Genomic DNA, 16742 nt, shown 5'->3' with positions numbered 1-16742 from the left:
GCAGGGGGTTCGTGCACAAAATCCGAAAAATCCGCGCGAATCCGTGGTCTTACTTGTCGGCGTTCAGGGTGCCTTTCAGCGCGCGTGGGATGGCCACGGTGGCAATTGGCGACGCGACGTTGGTCAGGATGGTATAGCCTTTTGGCTCTACTTGGCCCACTTTCACCGATTTGCCCAGCTCCAGACCACCAATGTTTACTTCAACGTAGTCGGGCAGGTTCTCGGGCAGCGCCTTCACCTTCACTTTGCGCAGCTTGCTTACCAGCTTGCCACCGGCCAGCACGCCCGGCGAAACGCCGATGTACTTCACGGGAATATCCATCTTCACTTCTTTGCCTTCTTCCAGCTGGAGGAAGTCAACGTGCAGCAGCATTTCATTCACGGGGTGGAACTGAGCGTCCTGCACGATAGCGCGGTACAGCGTGCCTTCCACGTTCAGATCAACGATGTGGGCTTCGGGCGTGTATAGCAGTTCGCGGAAGAGGATAGCGGGAGTCGAGAAGTGAACCTGCTCGGCACCACCGTACAATACGCACGGTACATACGAGTCAAGACGCAACGCTTTGGCATCCTTCTTACCGAGATTCGCTCTTTTAAACCCTACAATCTCGAGGCTTTTCATAAGCTTGTGTTTTTGAGAAAATGAAGATGTGAAATCCGCCCCGGCTGAAAATCAGCCCAAAACGGGCCGCAAAGATAGGGAACCCACGGTAGAGTTGCTAGCGCCGGCTGGTTATAAAGCCCGGCGGCTCTTTCTTTGGAGCAAAGAAACGTGCGCCCCGCAGCCGGCCAGGCTGGCCTGTTTCAGAGGCAAACCTCCTACATTTAAGCATCCTTCCCCTTAATCTGCCCCGCATGAAAAGATGTACGCCGCTTATCTGGCTGCTCACGCTCTGTAGCCTGTCGCTCTTTGCCCAAACGCCCGCCCCGCCCGCTACTTACCCCAAAGAGCACTACACCAAGCAGGAAATCTACATCACCATGCGCGACGGCGTGAAGCTGTTCACGGCCATTTACTCGCCCAAAGATGCCGGGGCCGGGAAGAAATATCCCATCATGATGCAGCGCACCTGCTATAGCGTGGCGCCCTACGGCGCGGGCAACTATCCCGCCCGCCTCGGCCCCTCCGAAACCATGATGAAGCAGGGCTACATCTTCGTGTATCAGGATGTGCGCGGGCGCTGGAAAAGCCAGGGCACCTGGACCAACATGACGCCCGTGCTGGACAAAAAACAGGGCAAAAAGGACGTGGACGAAGGCTCCGACACGTTTGATACTATCGACTGGCTGGTGAAAAAAGTGGCCCACAACAATGGCCGCGTGGGCCAGTGGGGTATTTCCTACCCCGGCTTCTACACCGCCGCTGGCATCCTCTCCAACCACCCCGCGCTGAAAGCCTCCTCGCCCCAGGCCCCGGTTTCCGACTTTTTCTTCGACGACTTCCACCACAACGGCGCCTTTCTGCAGTCCTACCTGTTTACCTACCCGGTGTTCGGGGTGCAGAAGCAGGATACTACCAGCAAGTCGTGGTATGATGCGAGCTTCATCAAGCCCGCCACCAAAGACGGCTACCAGTTTATGCTGGATATGGGCCCGCTGAAGAACGTGGACAAGTACTACGGCGACAATTTCTTCTGGCAGGAAACCGTCAATCACCCCAATTACGACGCGTTCTGGAAGCAGCGCGGCCTGCCTGAGCATTACAAAGCCGGCGTGAAGCCCGCCGTGATGACCGTAGGCGGCTGGTTTGATGCCGAAGACCTGCGCGGCCCGCTTTCCATTTACAAAACCATCGAGCAGAAAAGCCCCGGTACCTACAATACGCTCGTCATGGGCCCGTTCGGGCACGGCCGCTGGTCGCGCGAAACCGGCCACACGCTGCACAGCAACGTGTATTTCGGCGACAGCATCGCCACGTTCTACCAGCGCAACATCGAGGCGAAATTCTTCGCCCACTTCCTGAAAGGCAACGGCGATAAGAACTCCGGCCTGCCCGAAGCCTACCTGTTCGACACGGGCAACAAGCGCTGGGAAACCTTCCCGCAGTGGCCCGCCGCCACGGCCACGCACCAGAAGCTCTACCTCAGCGCCAACGGCAAGCTCGACGCCCAGCCCGCCGCCACGCCCGGCGCCCTGAGCTTCGTGAGCGACCCGCTCAAGCCCGTACCCTACACCGACGACCTGACCACCACCATGGGCTTCACGCCATTCAACTACATGAGCGAAGACCAGCGCTTCGCTGGCCGCCGCCCCGATGTGCTCGTGTACCAGACCGATATATTGGCCAATGACGTGACGCTTGGCGGCGAAATCATGGCCAAGCTGCAAGTAGCCACCACCGGCACCGATGCCGACTGGGTGGTGAAGCTCATCGACGTGTATCCGCCCGACGAGGCCAACCATGCCTACCTGCCCAACAAGAACATCATGCTCAGCAACTACTGGCAGATGGTGCGCTCCGAGGTGATGCCCGCCCGTTTCCGCCACAGCTTCGAGAAGCCCGAGCCGCTGGTCGCCAACGAGAAAACCGCCGTCGATTTCCGCTTGCAGGACGTGTTGCACACCTTCAAGAAAGGCCACCGCATTATGGTGCAGGTGCAAAGCACCTGGTTCCCCTTAATTGCCCGCAACCCCCAGACCTTCGTTGAAAACCCCTACAAAGCCAACGAAAGCGACTACGTGAAAGCCACCCACAGCGTCTTCGGCGACAGTTTCCTGGACGTGGAAGTGCTGCCGACTATTGTGAAATAACCGCTCTGCCTCGGCAGTAAAAAGGCCGCTCAACCATCCGGTTGAGCGGCCTTTTTACTGCTCAAATCATAACGACGACGCCAAAAATATGTAAGCTTATTGTCCAGTCATTCGACTAACATAGAGCCGGACAATAAACCGCATAATCAGTATAATCAACGTACTGCCGGCCAGTCCCAGCAGCAAGCGCATAAAGTTGGGCTTAAATGGGCCAGCTGGAAATGACCAGCTCAGGGTAGCAAAAAATAAAAAAACTATCAGAGCCCCGCCCGCAACGGCTGATATGGAATGTACAGGAGCAGGCAGGGTAGAAAAGTCCATGCGGCTCTATACAAACAGCGAGCTTATGCTCTCGTGCGACACCACATTGTGAATGGCGCGGGCAAACAAGCTAGCCAGTGATACTACTTTCACCTTTGGGTTTTCCTCACGTAGCGCAATTGTGTCGCACACAATCAACTCTTCCAGCACCGAGTTGCGGATTCGCTCGTGGGCCGGGCCACTGAGCACGGCGTGCGTAATCACGGCTCGCACCGACTTGGCCCCGCGCTCCATTAGCAGCTCGGCGGCCTTGCAGATGGTGCCGGCCGTGTCCACAATGTCATCCACCAGCACCACATTCATGCCCGTCACGTCGCCAATTACTTGCATGGAGGCAATTTCGTTGGCCCGCAGGCGCATCTTGTCGCACACCACTATTTCGGCCCCGAACTTCTTGGCAAAGGCCCGCGTGCGCACCACGCCGCCCACGTCGGGCGAGGCGAAGATGAGGTTGTCCAGGTTCAATGACTTGATGTATGGGGCCGTCACGGTGGCCCCATCCAGATGATCGACGGGAATATCGAAGAAGCCCTGAATCTGGCCTGCGTGCAGGTCGCAGGTCATCAGGCGGTCGGTGCCCACGCTCTGAATGAAGTCGGCCACTACTTTGGCCCCGATGCTCACGCGGGGCTTGTCTTTGCGGTCTTGGCGGGCGTAGCCGTAGTAGGGCATCACCACGGTCACGGAGGCGGCCGAGGCGCGCTTGGCGGCGTCCACCATCAGCATCAGCTCCATCAGGTTTTCGGCCGGCGGGTTGGTGCTTTGAATCAGGAACACGGCGCAGCCCCGCACGCTTTCGTTGAAGCTGGGGCCCAACTCCTTATCGGCAAAGCGCTGGATGCTCAGGTCGCCGAGGGGCTGGCCGTAGGCGGCCGCAATTTTTTCACCGAGTTCGTGAGAAGCATTTCCCGCGAAGATTTTAACACGCTGTGACATGGCAAAGGGGAGAAGGATGAATCACTGATGGATCACAGATGACGCAGAGCATGCGCTGATTCCGCTGATTGAGGGCGGGTTTTTTGAGCGGTTGGTGAAATCAGCGTAGAATCAGCGGCATTAGTGGTGCAAAAAGCGAAAGGCGCCGATTCTTCCGGGGAGGAAGCATCAGCGCCTTTCGCGTTACTCGAGAGTTGTCCGACCAGGGCTCGAACCTGGACTTTCTTGAATCAAAATCAAGCGTGTTGCCAGTTACACCATCGGACAAAAAACCAAACCAGTGTGCTGTTTGGGTGTGCAAATGTACTACCGGAATTATGGGAGGCAAATTTTCAGGCAAAAATTTTTCCAACATTTTTTCTGGTCCCAGATGAATAAAGCCCTTTAAACGGGCTTTAAGAGCTGATTTTCAGCCCGCGAGGTTGTTGGAAAACGTCGGCAAATCTTTCCCCCGAAGGAGCTTTGGCAAAGCGGGGATTAAGCCGTAGTTTTGCGCCCTGAAAACGTTGCACCATTTACTATAAAGACCCGCAATGGCGAATAACGGCAAAATCACCCAGGTAATCGGTCCCGTTGTGGACGTGAGCTTCGCTGGTGAAAACACCAAGCTTCCTAACATCCTCGACGCACTGCAGGTAACCAAAGACAATGGCCAGGTGGTCATTCTCGAGTGCCAGCAGCACCTGGGCGAAGACCGTGTGCGCACCATCGCCATGGACTCGACCGAGGGCCTGACCCGCGGCGCCGTGGTTATCGACCTGGGCTCGCCCATCTCGATGCCGACCGGCGACGGCGTAAAAGGTCGTCTGTTCAATGTAATCGGCCACGCCATCGACGGCATTCCGCAGCCTAAGAGCGCCGGGGCCATGTCGATTCACCGTCAGCCGCCACCCTTCGAGGATCTGGCCACGTCGTCGGAAATCCTGTACACGGGTATCAAAGTAATCGACCTGCTCGCTCCCTATGTAAAGGGTGGTAAGATCGGTCTGTTCGGTGGTGCCGGGGTGGGCAAAACCGTACTCATCATGGAGCTGGTAAACAACATCGCCAAGGCTTACGAAGGTCTGTCGGTGTTTGCCGGCGTGGGCGAGCGTACCCGCGAGGGCAACGACCTGCTGCGCGAATTCATCGAGTCGGACATCATCCGCTACGGCGCCGACTTCAAGCACTCGATGGAAGCTGGTGGCTGGGATTTGTCGAAAGTCGACGAAACTGAGCTGGCCAAGTCGCAGGCCACGCTGGTGTTCGGTCAGATGAACGAGCCTCCGGGAGCCCGCGCCCGCGTTGCCCTGTCGGGCCTCACCATTGCGGAGAACTTCCGCGACGGCGACGGCACCGGTGCCGGCCGCGACATCCTGTTCTTCATCGACAACATTTTCCGCTTCACTCAGGCGGGTTCAGAAGTATCAGCTCTGCTGGGCCGGATGCCGTCGGCCGTAGGTTACCAGCCCACGCTGGCCACCGAGATGGGTGCCATGCAGGAGCGGATTACCTCCACCAAGCGCGGTTCCATCACGTCGGTACAGGCCGTATATGTGCCTGCCGATGACTTGACGGACCCGGCTCCGGCCAACACCTTCGCTCACCTTGACGCCACGACCGTACTGTCGCGGAAGATTGCCGAGCTGGGTATCTACCCCGCCGTGGATCCGCTGGACTCCACCTCGCGCATTCTCTCCATTGAGGTGCTGGGGGCCGAGCACTACAACACCGCCCAGCGCGTGAAGGAGATTCTGCAGCGCTATAAAGAGCTGCAGGACATCATCGCCATCCTCGGTATGGACGAGTTGAGCGAAGAGGACAAGCAGGTTGTAAACCGCGCCCGCCGGGTGCAGCGCTTCCTGTCGCAGCCCTTCTTCGTGGCTGAGCAGTTCACCGGCCTGGCCGGCGTACTGGTTGATATCAAGGACACCATCAAAGGCTTCAACGCCATTATCGACGGTACCTACGACCACCTGCCCGAGTCGGCTTTCAACCTGGTCGGCACCATCGAGGATGCCGTAGCCAAAGGTGCCAAGCTGATGGCCGAAGCCAAATAAATTTGATGTGCTAATGTGTTGACTGGTTGATGTGCTGATTCGTAATTGCTCTTTGGGGCGATGATTAATCAGCACATCAGCACATCAACTCATCTAATAATCAACCCATGCATTTAGAAATCATCACGCCGGACCGGCAAGTGTTTGCGGGCGAGGTTACGTCGGCGCAGTTTCCCGGCACCGATGGGCTGTTTGAGGTGCTCAACAACCACGCGCCGCTCATCAGCGCCCTGAAAGCCGGTGATATTACGGTGATGGGTGCCGCAGGCCGGGAGGCGTTCCACATTGCCGGTGGCGTGGTGGAAGTGCTCCGCAACAACGTAATTGTACTGGCAGAAGGCGTTGTGGCCTAAACCATCTTTTTCTTCTTTGGAAAAGCCTTTCCTTTGCCGGGAAAGGCTTTTTTGCTTTTTCACGCAGGGTAGCGCCGTGGCTAATCGCAGGGTTTCGCGGTGGGCCATTGACCGACACTGCGCTACCCTGCGGTTTTACACTCCGAGACACTGCGCGAAATCTATCCATGACTATCAAGCCCAAAATCACCCCGATCTACCAGACTTCGGTTTTCAAATTCGACGACCTGAATGAGCTGGAGCAGTATTTCGGGGAGCCCGGCAGCCGCTACCTCTACTCGCGCAACGGCAACCCGAACTCCGATGAGCTGGCCGATAAGGTGAATGAGCTGGAAGGCGGCGCGGGCGCCATTGCTACCGGCTCGGGCATGGCCGCTATCTTCGCCGCCATTGCCGCCCTCTGCCAGGCTGGCGACCATGTCCTGTGCGCCGCCGATATCTACGGCGGCTCCTCGGCGCTGCTGAATGCCGAGCTGAGCCGCATGGGCATTGTGGTAACGTATGTTCCCTTCGAGCAGCTCTACGACTTAGCGCAGTTTGTGCAGCCTACCACACGGCTGCTGCTGGCCGAAACTATCAGCAACCCGCTGTTGCGCGTGGCCGACCTGCGCCGCCTGGCTGCTGAGTGCCACGTCCACGGCCTGAAGCTGGTGGTGGACAACACGTTTGCCTCGCCCGTTATCACGCGTCCCTTAGCGCTAGGCGCCGATATCGTGCTGCACAGCGTGACCAAGTACATCAGCGGCCACAGCGACGTGACGGCCGGCGTGGTAGTGGCGGCCGATGCGGAAGTGGCGGCCCGGCTTAAGCAGATTGGGGTGTTTTATGGGCTTACGTTGAGCCCGATGGAGAGCTGGCTGGCTGTGCGCGGGCTCAAAACATTGCGGATTCGGATGCGCGAGCACAGCTACAATGCGTTGGTCGTTGCTCAATTTCTGGCGGCCCACCCCAGGGTGCGGCAAGTGAATTATCCGGGGCTGGAGACGCACCCGCAGCACGCACTGGCGCTGGAGCAGGGCGCGGGGCAGTTCGGGGGTATGCTGTCGTTTCTGCTGGAGGATGACGCGGAGGTGGTGAACGGCTTCATGCGGCGCAGCCAGCGGTTCCCGTTTGCGCCCTCCCTGGCGGGTGTCGATTCGTCGCTGTCGTATCCGTTGGGCACGTCGCACCGCTCGCTCACGGTGGAGCAGCAGGCGGCGCTGGGTATCACGGTAGGGCTGGTGCGGCTGAGCGTGGGCATTGAGCCGGTGGAGGAGCTGCTGGCCGATCTGGCGCAGGCGCTGAGTTAACGCAGCTAGTAATATTATTAGTAGATTTATTGTACTTCCCAGTCAATCAGTGTGGCAGCTTTTTCTCTGCTAAAACAGCGCACCTCATTTAAATCCGTAAGCCCTGTGACTGAGTGAGGCTGATCTTGCTTTTCTGACAATATTTTCAGGCATTCACATGAATATGCTACCGTACAAGAAAATAAGAGGCAGCATCGCACTGATCTTATGCCTCAGTTGCGTGACTATAACGCAGCCAGCTAGCGCACAGGTCCCGCTACCCATTAGTTGGGTATCGGGCGCACGCAATACGCTGGGGCGCAGTGAGGCCCAGGGCGTCGGTATCGGCGATAGGCTTTATGTGATGGGGGGCTTCTACAATAGCAACTACGAGGTGACGCGACGTTGTGAGGTTTACCAGGCGACTACCGATTCCTGGAGCCCCATGGCCGATATGCCCGAGGGAATCACGCACTCGGGCACGGCCGAAGATGGGGTGAACCTATACTTTGCGGGCGGCTACGTAGGCCAGCATCCGGGCCCTATCACCGACCATGTGTGGCGGTATCATATTCCTACCAATACCTGGAATGCCTTTGTACCTCTGCCCGCGGCTCGTGGCGCGGGTATGGTAGTTCGCCTGGGGCGTGAGCTGCATTTTTTCGGCGGGGCCGTGCGCATTGGTGATGTAGTGCAGCGGGATGCCCCCGAGCACTGGGCCTTGAATCTTGATGCGGCGGCTCCCACCTGGATACTACGGGCTCCTATGCCCATCGCCACCAACCATCTGGGCGGCGTGGCCCTCAATGGAAAATTGTACGCTATGGGCGGGCAGCTGCTCGGCGACGAATCCTTTGGCAACCAGAGCACGCTGTTTGAGTATGACCCGGCTACTAATGCCTGGACGGCGCGGGCGAATATGCCCCGCGCCGTAGGGCATATCACCAATTCCGTTTTTACCCTCAACAATCGTATAGTGGTAGTGGGGGGGCGGCTAAATGGGGCAATACTGTCAGCCCATATGATGGAATACAATCCTGGCACCAACAGTTGGCGCGACCTCACCCCGCTTCCTACGGGCCTACTGTCGCCGGTAGCGGCCGTGGTAGCGGGGCGGCTGGTGGTAAACGGTGGCGATGACGGCACGTCGCCGGCCATTACTACTACCTGGCGCTCGGGTGCGGTGCTGGCGACTCGGGCAGCGCAGTATAATCCGGCGCGTTTAGAACTGTGGCCCAATCCAGTGGTTGGGCAAACGGTACAACTGCAGCTCGATACGCCGCTGGCTGGCCCATGCAAAGTGCAGATAGCTGATGCGCTGGGGCGCGTGCGGCAAACGCTGATGCTGACAAAAAGCCGGGGCGCCATTATTCATCCCGTGGCTTTAGGACTGCAATCAGGTGTATACACTGTGCTTGTAGAGCAACAGGAATATTACGCGGTGCGCAAGCTTGTAGTGCCGTAGCCCGTTCCCTCAAACTGTCTTTAATTATGTTTTCAGCCGGCCGATATCTGCTACTGAGTGTAGCTCTGCTTCTGGTAGGGTGCACTGAAAAAAATCCAGCCCCCGTTCCTGCTCCGGCGGTGCCACCAACCCCGGCTATATTGGTCTTTTATAAAACCGGTGGGTACTATCATCCCTCCATACCAGTGGGGTTGCGGGCCATTCAGCAACTGGGCCGGGACAATGGCTTTCGGGTAGACACAACCAATGCCGCGCCGCGCTTCCGACTTGATACGTTGCGCAAATACAAGGCGGTAGTGTTTCTCAGCACCACGCAGGAAGTGTTGAATCCTGCTCAGCAGTCCGCTTTTGAACAGTATATCCGTCTGGGTCGTGGCTTCGTCGGGGTGCATGCCGCCACCGATACTGAATACGACTGGCCCTGGTACAACGGCTTGGTGGGGGCCTATTTCAACGGGCACCCGGCCATTCAGCAGGCTACTGTGCAGGTGACTGATAATGTGCATGCCTCCACCAGCTTTCTGCCCGCCCGCTGGGTGCGCACCGACGAGTGGTACAATTTCCAGCGGTTGGCTCCCGACCTGCGCATATTGGCTACACTGGACGAAACGACCTACACGGGCGGTACTCACAGCCCCGGTACTCATCCCATTGCCTGGTATCACACCTATGAGGGCGGCCGAGCTTTTTATACGGCTGGCGGACACACGGATGACAGCTTCCGCGAACCGCTCTTCCTGCGTCATCTGCTGGGAGGTATCACCTATGCAATGGGCGAATAAATGGGCTACCTCACTTCATTAGCCCCTGCAGCTTCTCCCGCAAATCCTTATCGTCGGGATTGAGGCGCAGGGCGGTTTGGTAGGCCCCGATGGCGCGGGGCGTGTCGCCCTTCACCGCGTACAGGTCGCCCCAGCGGGCGTGCACTACGGCCGACTGCGGAAACTGCTCCAGCGCCAGGCCCAGCAAGCCCTCGATGGCGGGCCAGCCGGCGGCACCGCGCGGGTAGAGGTCGTAGGCCATGTAGGTGAGTTGGTACTCATTCAGCTTCATGGCGCGGTAGCCGGCCACGGCTTCGGGCACGCGGCCCAGGCGCAGCAACTCGTTGGGCAGCAGCTGCTCGGGGCGCAGGCGGGGCATGGCGGGCACCGGCCCCACGCCCAGCATCCGGAAGCCAGTTGTCTGCCCGGCTGCGTTTCGCTCAAACACGCCGGTCAGGGCGAAATCGGTGAAGGCGACGGTATCGGGGGCAATGGGGTAGGTGAGGATTGCGGGGCCGCCGTTGATGGATTCGACCAGATGACTGCCCTGCACCCGGAACTCTACCACCTCATCGGGGCCGCGCTGGTAGCGGCCGGCGTAGGCGGCCAGGGCTGGCGCGGGCGTAGCGGCGGGCTGAATGGCTGGGGGCAGAAAGTCGGGCCAGCCGTACACTTTCGCCACGGCCCGGCGCAACTCCTTGCCCAGCTCGGCCGCGCCGCCGTCGTTGTTCATCATAATTACCACGCCGTTGCCGCCCGTTACGCTGCCGAGGGCGTAGGCCAGGAAGCCCGCATTCACGCCGGTGTGCTCGAAGTAGCGGCTGGCCTCATCGGTTTTATCGGCCCGCTGCAGCAGAAACGGGCCCAAGGCCATTTGCTCGCGGTAGGTGCCGAGGGATACTTCGGCTTGGGGCGTGAGCATCTCGCGCGCCGTGGTCTGCGTCAGCACTTTGCCCTTGCCGCGGTAGGCCTGCTGCACCTCAATCAGGAAGCGGGCCACGTCGGTGGGGGTGGCGTAGAGGCCGGCCGGGGCCTGCTGCGGATACAGGTAGGGCATGCCTTTGAACCAAGCATTGGCCGAATACGCCCAGGCCGCCCGGGGCTGCAGAGCCGGGGGCAGAGGCTGGGCAAAGGTGGCCCCGGTCATCTTCAGGGGCCGGAACAGCAGGCTTTCCGTGAGGGGCACGAAGTCCTGGCCGGTGGCATCGGTGAGGGCCAGCTGGGCCACCAGGTAGCCGCCGCCGGAATACTGGAAGCCGGTGCCGGGCAGTCGGTTTACCACTACCGGGCGGGATTCGGCCCGGGGCTGGCCGCTGAGGATATCGACCACGGAGGGCAGCGGCCCCTTGCCCGGCACAAACCCCCAGTACGACGACTGGCTGGTGCCGCCCTGGTGGCTCAGCAGCAGCCGCAGCGTGACGGGCCGGGTGCGGGTAAAGTCATTCTCGGCCAGCTTCCAGGATTTCAGATATGTGTTGATGGGCGCATCCAGGCTGAGCCGGCCCTGCTGCACCAGCGCCATAGCCGCGCCGGCCGCCACGAGCTTGGAGATGGAGCCGGCCGAGAACAGCGTGGCCGGCGTGACGGGCGTGCGGGCCGTGGTATCGGCCCAGCCGTAGGCTTTCACCCATTCCACCTTGTAGTCATGAATCACGGCGATGCTCAAGCCGGGCACGCGGTGGTATTTCATGCGCTCGGCCAGGTTCCAGCCCGCCAGGCCCTGCACGGGCACGTAGGGCAGCAGGCTGTTTTCGACCTGCTGAATGCGGGCCGCCACGGTGCGGGGCAGGGGTGGCACTGGGGTTGAGGGTTGGGCGAGGGCGGGGCAGAGGCCGCCCAGCAGCAGCGAAAGGCAAAGGAACAGGCGCATGGGCTGAAGAGTTAGTGTGCCCCAAACCTAGCCGGGAGCCGCTACCGAGTCGTCCCAACGGGTAGGATGGTACTTCTTTTGGTACTCTTTGGGCGTGACGCCGGTCTTTTCCTTGAATACGCGGTTGAAAGTGGTCTTCGAGTTGAAGCCCGCTTCCAGGGCCAGGGCCAGTACCGTGAGCCGCCGGGCATCGTCGGTGAGCAGGCGGCGCTTCACTTCGGCCAGCCGGTAGCCGTTCACCAGGTCGTGAAACGACTGGCCCAGCCCGGCGTTCAGCAGCTGCGACACAGTGTTGGGGGTGAGACTCAGGTGCTGAGCCAGCGCGTCGAGGGTCAGCTCCGGATTGCGGAACAGCTCCTCCTGCTCCAGCGCCTGCACCACGCGAGCCAGCTGCGCCGCATCGGGGGGCAAGGCCGGCGCGGTAGCCACCGGCGGTGGTGGCGCCGGGGGGCCTTCGGCCGGCGCCGGCTCCGGCGCAGGAGTCGGCAGCAGCACCCGGCGGCTGCGGTCGTGGAGCCAGGCCAGCAGCGCCAGCCCATACACCAGCCCCGGCAGCACCAGGCTACTCAGATAGAACCGCGGAGCCCCGGCCGGCAGATACCAGGAGTTCACCAGCGGGTCGAGGGCCACCAGGCCGTAGAACCCGGCCAGCCCCAGCAGCAACCGACGCAGCCTGCGGGCCGGCGAACCCGCCCCGGCCAGCGTGCCCAGTGCCAGCCGCAGATACACCAGCATCGAGAGCACTGCCCCGTAGTGCTCCAGGTAGCGCGTCACGGGCTTATGCACTTCCAGCCAGAACCACGTTTTCGTATCGAAAGACTGCAGCGAGACGAGCACATAAAACAGCGCCTGTCCGGCCCCCGGCACGAGGTGCCGCCAGCCCACTGCCCGCTGCGGGGCGTAGCGGGCCCGCACGTAGGCCAGCAGCAGCGGGCCGAAGCTCCAGGAGAAAAACAGTGGCGTGAAGTACAGCCAGCGGTTGCGGTAATACACGCCCGAGCGGCTCAGAAAGTAGTCGATTACCTGCAGCGTGAGGCCCAGCAGCAGCAGGCCCAGCCACTTGCCGGCGGCCATGCGGGGCCGGGCCAACAGCAGATACGCCGCCGTGGTGAGGCCCTGCACAATGCAGAACAGCTGAAAGACAACGGCGAAATCGACGTGGACGAACATAGGCGGAAGCGGCCGGCGGCCGGGTTACCTAAAGGTACAAGTCGGTGGGCAAGTTGTTTGGGGCTGGCAGCTGGTGAGCCAGTACTGCTCTATTTTGTTTTAAAGTTGCCAAACTAACTGGTAACCCAACCACGTAGCGGCGGCAGAAACGCCCGAACGGTTTCTGTCACCGCTACGCGGCTTTGTTCTTCGTGCTCGCTGATTTTCTACAAACCTGTCATTGCTACGCGTCTATCGTGCACTTTGGATTAGCCACGCAACCCTTCGCGTACGGCCTCGGCCACGCGGCGCAGGTCGGCTTCCGTCATGGCGGTGCCGCTGGGCAGGCACAGGCCACGGGCGAAGAGGTCGGCGCAGACGTGGCCGCCGTACATGGGCGCCGTGGCAAACAGGGGCTGCAGGTGCAGGGGTTTCCAGAGCGGGCGGCTTTCGATGTTGCGAGTTTCGAGGTGCTGGCGCAAGGTTTCGGGGGTGGTGGCGGTTTCCTGCGGGTCGAGCAGGATGGTGGTGAGCCAGCGGTTCGAGCGGCTGCCGGCGGGCTCGTGGGCTAGGGCCACGCGCAGGCCGGGCAGCCCGGCCAGGTGCTCCCGATACCAGGCAAAAATCTCGCGGCGGCGCTTCACCCGCTCCTCCAGCAGCTCCATCTGCCCCCGGCCGATGCCGGCTAGTATGTTGCTCAGACGGTAGTTGTAGCCCACTTGCGAGTGCTGGTAGTGGGGCGCGTCGTCCTTGGCCTGGGTGGCCAGAAAGCGGGTGCGCTGGGCCAGCTCGGCGTCGTTGGTGACGAGGGCCCCGCCGCCGCTGGTGGTCAGAATCTTGTTGCCGTTGAAGGAAAATACGCCCACTTTGCCGAAGCTCCCCAGCGGCTGCTGCTGAAAGCGGGAGCCCAGCGCCTCGGCCGCGTCTTCGAGCACTAGTAGGCCATATTCCGTGGCAATGGCCAGGATTTCGTCCAGCCGGGCCGGCATTCCATACAGATGCACCAGCAGCAGCGCCTTAGGCTTGCGGCCCTGGGTGATTCGGTCCTCAATGGCCTCGCGCAGGCGCTCGGGGCACATATTCCAGGTGTCGGCCTCGCTATCTACGAAAACCGGCGTGGCTCCCAGGTAGAGAATGGGGTTGGCTGTGGCCACGAAGGTGAACGACGGGCACAGCACCTCGTCGCCGGGTCCCACGCCCAGCAGAATCAGCCCCAGGTGAATGGCGGCCGTGCCCGACGACAGCGCCACGCAGTGCGCCGCCGCCGTCGCCGCGCAGATATCGGCCTCGAAACCCGCCAGATTGGGCCCGGCCGGCGCCACCCAGTTGTCCTCCACGGCCTTGTGCACATAGTTCAACTCGTGCCGCCCCAAGTGAGGCGGCGAGAGGTAAAGACGGTCGTAATCCTGGCTACGCATTGGGGAATAATTAAAAATTGAGAATTGAGAATTAAAAATGAAGGCAGGGTGGCACGGGGCCATTCACATAGCGACCAGGAATTTTAATTCTTCATTTTTAATTCTTCATTTTTAATTGCTCTGGCCGGCACACCCACGGCAGTGCAGCCGGCAGGCAGGTCGCGCACGGCCACGGCCCCGGCCCCCACAATGGCGCCGGCCCCCACGCGCACCCGGTTGATAACGGTGGCATTGGTGCCCAGGTACACGGCCGGTTCCAGGTGGGCCTCGCCGCCCACGTTGGCGTGGGGCATCAGAGAGCAGAAATCTTCCAGCACGGCATCGTGGCCGATGGTGCAGCCCAGGTTCAGCAATACGTGGCGACCCAGGCGAATATCGGTGGTGAGAATGCAGCCCTGCGCGATGATGCAGCCGGCCCCGAAGTGCAGGTGCTGGTAGGGTGCGTGCGCCACCGTGGGGTGAATGAGGGTGGGAAAGGCCAGATGCGGCGAAGTGAGGCGGCCCACCACGGCGGCGCGGGCGCGGCTGCTGCCCACGGCCACCACCACGTACAGGCGCTCGGTGGTGGCGTTCAGGTCGGCTACGGTGCCCAAGTAGAGCAGGCTCGGGGGCGCGTCGGGGGCAGGGCGCTGGTCGTCGTAGCAGCCCAGCAGGTTCCAGGTGGGCTGGTGGTCGTTGAGCTGCTGCACCAGTACCCGCACCTCGCGGCCCAGGCCGCCGGCCCCTACAATCACTAATGGCTGGAGTGGCGTGTCGTCTTCGTCATGGTAGTCCGAAAAGAAAAGCTGGGTCATATAGGCGTATTCGGGGAGGAAAAAGGGGAAGAGCCGCGGAAGGCTTCGGTGGTGGCCTGGCCGGGCGCACTGATGCCCCGCGCACTGAGCACGCGCCGCACCGTGCGCCCCAGAATCCGCAGATCCAGGGCCAACGACAGGTTGTCGACGTACCATACGTCGTATATAAATTTCTGCTCCCAGGAAATGGCGTTGCGCCCGTTCACCTGCGCCCAGCCCGTGATGCCGGGCTTCACCAAGTGGCGGCGAGCCTGCTCGGGCGAGTAGAGTGGCAAGTATTGGGGCAGCAGCGGCCGCGGCCCCACTAGGCTGATATCGCCGCGCAGCACGTTCCAGAGCTGGGGCAGCTCGTCCACAGAGGTGGCCCGCAGCCAGCGGCCCAGGCGCGTGAGCCGGTCCGCGTCGGGGAGCAGCTGGCCGTGGGCATCGCGGGCATTGGTCATGGTCTGGAGCTTGTAGAGCGGAAAAAGTGCGCCGTGGTGGCCGGGCCGGAGCTGCCGAAACAGCACCGCGCCCCGGTTTTGCACGGCCAGCGCCCCGGCTGCCAGCAGCAGCAGCGGCAGCGTGAGCACGGCCAGCGGCAGGGCCAGCAGCACATCCAGCAGGCGCTTGCCCCAGGCGGCATACCAGTGGGCGGGGTGGGAGTTCGACATACGCTACAGACCGGGCCAGCAGATGGTGGCCAGCGTCAAAAATATCCTTTTTATGTGGTCAACGCCGTAGCTTGCGGCTTCGGTCGGCCGCGGCGCTGCTTTTGGCGGGTGGGCGGCCCGATTGTTTTTCGCCAGCTGCCGTCTATGCTCGTCTTTCCAAACGCCAAACTCAACCTGGGTCTTTACGTCACGGGCCAGCGCCCCGATGGGTTCCGCAACCTCGAATCGGTGTTTGTGCCGCTGCCCTGGTGCGATGCGCTGGAAATGCTGCCCGCCGCCGAAAACCAGCTTACCCTTACCGGCATCCCCATTCCCGGCGACCCGGCCACCAACCTCTGCTGGCGGGCCTACGAGCTGCTGAAAGCTGATTTCAACCTGCCGCCTATTCACATGCACCTGCACAAAGTGGTGCCCATCGGGGCCGGACTGGGCGGCGGCTCCGCCGATGCGGCCTTCGCCCTGCGGGCGCTGAATGAGCTTTTTGACCTGCAACTTGCCATGGAAACGCTAGAAAATTACGCCCGCCGCCTGGGCTCCGACTGCGCGTTTTTTATTAAGAATAAGCCCGTACTGGCCCACGAAAAAGGTGACGTTTTCCAGCCCATTGATTTGAACCTGACCGGCACGGCCTGCAAAGTCATCTACCCCGGCCTGCACATCGGCACCGCCGAAGCCTACGCCCGCGTGGTGCCCCGCCCGCCCCGCCACAACCTGCGCCAGAGCCTGGCCCAGCCTATGGAAACCTGGCGCGAAACCGTGAGTAATGACTTTGAAGAGGCCTTGAGCTCGGTGTATTCGGTACTGGCGGAGCTGAAGCAAGCGCTGTACGCGGCGGGCGCGGCCTATGCGAGCCTGTCGGGCTCGGGCTCGGCGGTGTACGGGCTGTTTCCGGGCCGGGAATTGCCGCCCACTATGCCGCTGGACGGGAAGTATCTGGTGTGGGACGGTCTGCTGTAGCCGCTGG

The 16742-nt window shown here is 61.1% G+C and carries 14 protein-coding genes and 1 tRNA gene; 7 read left to right on the top strand and 8 right to left on the bottom strand.

The features are described 5' to 3' along the window. Window positions 1-49: 49 nt before the first annotated feature. Window positions 50-622, bottom strand: a complete 573-nt coding sequence (locus BUB62_RS09670) for a 50S ribosomal protein L25/general stress protein Ctc (protein WP_073109269.1) — start codon at window positions 620-622, stop codon at window positions 50-52. A gap of 233 nt (window positions 623-855) precedes the next feature. Between BUB62_RS09670 and BUB62_RS09665 the strand changes: the two genes are divergently transcribed. Next, window positions 856-2751 carry a CocE/NonD family hydrolase gene (locus BUB62_RS09665; RefSeq protein ID WP_073109266.1) on the top strand — a complete coding sequence of 632 codons (1896 nt, stop codon included), beginning with the start codon at window positions 856-858 and terminating at the stop codon, window positions 2749-2751. 327 nt (window positions 2752-3078) lie between these two features. Here the strand turns inward: BUB62_RS09665 and BUB62_RS09660 are convergent, their stop codons facing one another. Both BUB62_RS09660 and BUB62_RS09655 read right to left on the bottom strand, forming a co-directional pair. Further along, window positions 3079-4008, bottom strand: coding sequence for a ribose-phosphate pyrophosphokinase (locus BUB62_RS09660; RefSeq protein WP_073109264.1), 930 nt, complete (start codon window positions 4006-4008; stop codon window positions 3079-3081). A gap of 194 nt (window positions 4009-4202) precedes the next feature. Continuing rightward, window positions 4203-4275: transfer RNA gene (locus BUB62_RS09655), tRNA-Gln, on the bottom strand. A 266-nt stretch (window positions 4276-4541) separates the two neighbouring features. Here BUB62_RS09655 and atpD point away from each other — a divergent pair. The 5 genes from atpD to BUB62_RS09630 all read left to right on the top strand — a co-directional run bounded on the left by atpD (window position 4542) and on the right by BUB62_RS09630 (window position 9915). Next, window positions 4542-6047, top strand: a complete 1506-nt coding sequence (gene atpD, locus BUB62_RS09650; RefSeq protein ID WP_073109261.1) for a F0F1 ATP synthase subunit beta — start codon at window positions 4542-4544, stop codon at window positions 6045-6047. Window positions 6048-6154: 107 nt separating this feature from the next. After that, window positions 6155-6400: an ATP synthase F1 subunit epsilon gene (gene atpC / locus BUB62_RS09645; protein WP_073109259.1), complete on the top strand. Its 246-nt coding sequence runs from the start codon at window positions 6155-6157 to the stop codon at window positions 6398-6400. Window positions 6401-6567: 167 nt separating this feature from the next. Next, window positions 6568-7689 (top strand): trans-sulfuration enzyme family protein, encoded by a 1122-nt coding sequence (locus BUB62_RS09640; protein ID WP_073109256.1) that lies wholly within the window; start codon window positions 6568-6570, stop codon window positions 7687-7689. A gap of 157 nt (window positions 7690-7846) precedes the next feature. After that, window positions 7847-9133 carry a T9SS C-terminal target domain-containing protein gene (locus tag BUB62_RS09635; protein WP_073109254.1) on the top strand — a complete coding sequence of 429 codons (1287 nt, stop codon included), beginning with the start codon at window positions 7847-7849 and terminating at the stop codon, window positions 9131-9133. Between the two features lie 140 nt (window positions 9134-9273). Further along, window positions 9274-9915: a ThuA domain-containing protein gene (locus BUB62_RS09630; RefSeq protein ID WP_234988664.1), complete on the top strand. Its 642-nt coding sequence runs from the start codon at window positions 9274-9276 to the stop codon at window positions 9913-9915. A 10-nt stretch (window positions 9916-9925) separates the two neighbouring features. On the opposite strand, the gene BUB62_RS09625 is transcribed toward BUB62_RS09630, so the two are convergent. The 5 genes from BUB62_RS09625 to BUB62_RS09605 form a co-directional block, all read right to left on the bottom strand. Next, window positions 9926-11764, bottom strand: a complete 1839-nt coding sequence (locus tag BUB62_RS09625; protein ID WP_073109251.1) for a serine hydrolase domain-containing protein — start codon at window positions 11762-11764, stop codon at window positions 9926-9928. Between the two features lie 27 nt (window positions 11765-11791). Beyond that, the gene (locus BUB62_RS09620; RefSeq protein ID WP_073109249.1) at window positions 11792-12934 is read right to left on the bottom strand and encodes a helix-turn-helix domain-containing protein; all 1143 of its coding nucleotides are present in this window, start codon (window positions 12932-12934) and stop codon (window positions 11792-11794) included. A gap of 248 nt (window positions 12935-13182) precedes the next feature. Further along, window positions 13183-14331 carry a DegT/DnrJ/EryC1/StrS family aminotransferase gene (locus BUB62_RS09615; protein ID WP_073109247.1) on the bottom strand — a complete coding sequence of 383 codons (1149 nt, stop codon included), beginning with the start codon at window positions 14329-14331 and terminating at the stop codon, window positions 13183-13185. A gap of 83 nt (window positions 14332-14414) precedes the next feature. Further along, window positions 14415-15125 (bottom strand): NeuD/PglB/VioB family sugar acetyltransferase, encoded by a 711-nt coding sequence (locus tag BUB62_RS09610; RefSeq protein ID WP_073109245.1) that lies wholly within the window; start codon window positions 15123-15125, stop codon window positions 14415-14417. Continuing rightward, window positions 15122-15778, bottom strand: coding sequence for a sugar transferase (locus tag BUB62_RS09605; RefSeq protein WP_073109243.1), 657 nt, complete (start codon window positions 15776-15778; stop codon window positions 15122-15124). The genes BUB62_RS09610 and BUB62_RS09605 overlap by 4 nt, the downstream gene beginning before the upstream one ends. Window positions 15779-15922: 144 nt before the next feature. Between BUB62_RS09605 and ispE the strand changes: the two genes are divergently transcribed. Then, a complete protein-coding gene (ispE, locus tag BUB62_RS09600; protein ID WP_073109240.1) occupies window positions 15923-16735 on the top strand; it encodes a 4-(cytidine 5'-diphospho)-2-C-methyl-D-erythritol kinase in 813 nt (270 codons plus the stop codon). The last annotated feature ends 7 nt before the right edge of the window (window positions 16736-16742 follow it).

It is taken from the genome of Hymenobacter daecheongensis DSM 21074, assembly GCF_900141805.1.
GTDB lineage: Bacteria > Bacteroidota > Bacteroidia > Cytophagales > Hymenobacteraceae > Hymenobacter > Hymenobacter daecheongensis.
Note: the sequence above shows the minus strand (reverse complement) of the source record. Positions and strands in the feature narration are given on the sequence as shown.

Bases quoted from the DNA above. Each gene is read 5' to 3' on its own strand.
- BUB62_RS09670 (WP_073109269.1), bottom strand. From the start codon at position 622: ATGAAAAGCCTCGAGATTGTAGGGTTTAAAAGAGCGAATCTCGGTAAG.
- BUB62_RS09665 (WP_073109266.1), top strand. From the start codon at position 856: ATGAAAAGATGTACGCCGCTTATCTGGCTGCTCACGCTCTGTAGCCTG.
- BUB62_RS09660 (WP_073109264.1), bottom strand. From the start codon at position 4,008: ATGTCACAGCGTGTTAAAATCTTCGCGGGAAATGCTTCTCACGAACTC.
- atpD (WP_073109261.1), top strand. From the start codon at position 4,542: ATGGCGAATAACGGCAAAATCACCCAGGTAATCGGTCCCGTTGTGGAC.
- atpC (WP_073109259.1), top strand. From the start codon at position 6,155: ATGCATTTAGAAATCATCACGCCGGACCGGCAAGTGTTTGCGGGCGAG.
- BUB62_RS09640 (WP_073109256.1), top strand. From the start codon at position 6,568: ATGACTATCAAGCCCAAAATCACCCCGATCTACCAGACTTCGGTTTTC.
- BUB62_RS09635 (WP_073109254.1), top strand. From the start codon at position 7,847: ATGAATATGCTACCGTACAAGAAAATAAGAGGCAGCATCGCACTGATC.
- BUB62_RS09625 (WP_073109251.1), bottom strand. From the start codon at position 11,764: ATGCGCCTGTTCCTTTGCCTTTCGCTGCTGCTGGGCGGCCTCTGCCCC.
- BUB62_RS09620 (WP_073109249.1), bottom strand. From the start codon at position 12,934: ATGTTCGTCCACGTCGATTTCGCCGTTGTCTTTCAGCTGTTCTGCATT.
- BUB62_RS09615 (WP_073109247.1), bottom strand. From the start codon at position 14,331: ATGCGTAGCCAGGATTACGACCGTCTTTACCTCTCGCCGCCTCACTTG.
- BUB62_RS09610 (WP_073109245.1), bottom strand. From the start codon at position 15,125: ATGACCCAGCTTTTCTTTTCGGACTACCATGACGAAGACGACACGCCA.
- BUB62_RS09605 (WP_073109243.1), bottom strand. From the start codon at position 15,778: ATGTCGAACTCCCACCCCGCCCACTGGTATGCCGCCTGGGGCAAGCGC.
- ispE (WP_073109240.1), top strand. From the start codon at position 15,923: ATGCTCGTCTTTCCAAACGCCAAACTCAACCTGGGTCTTTACGTCACG.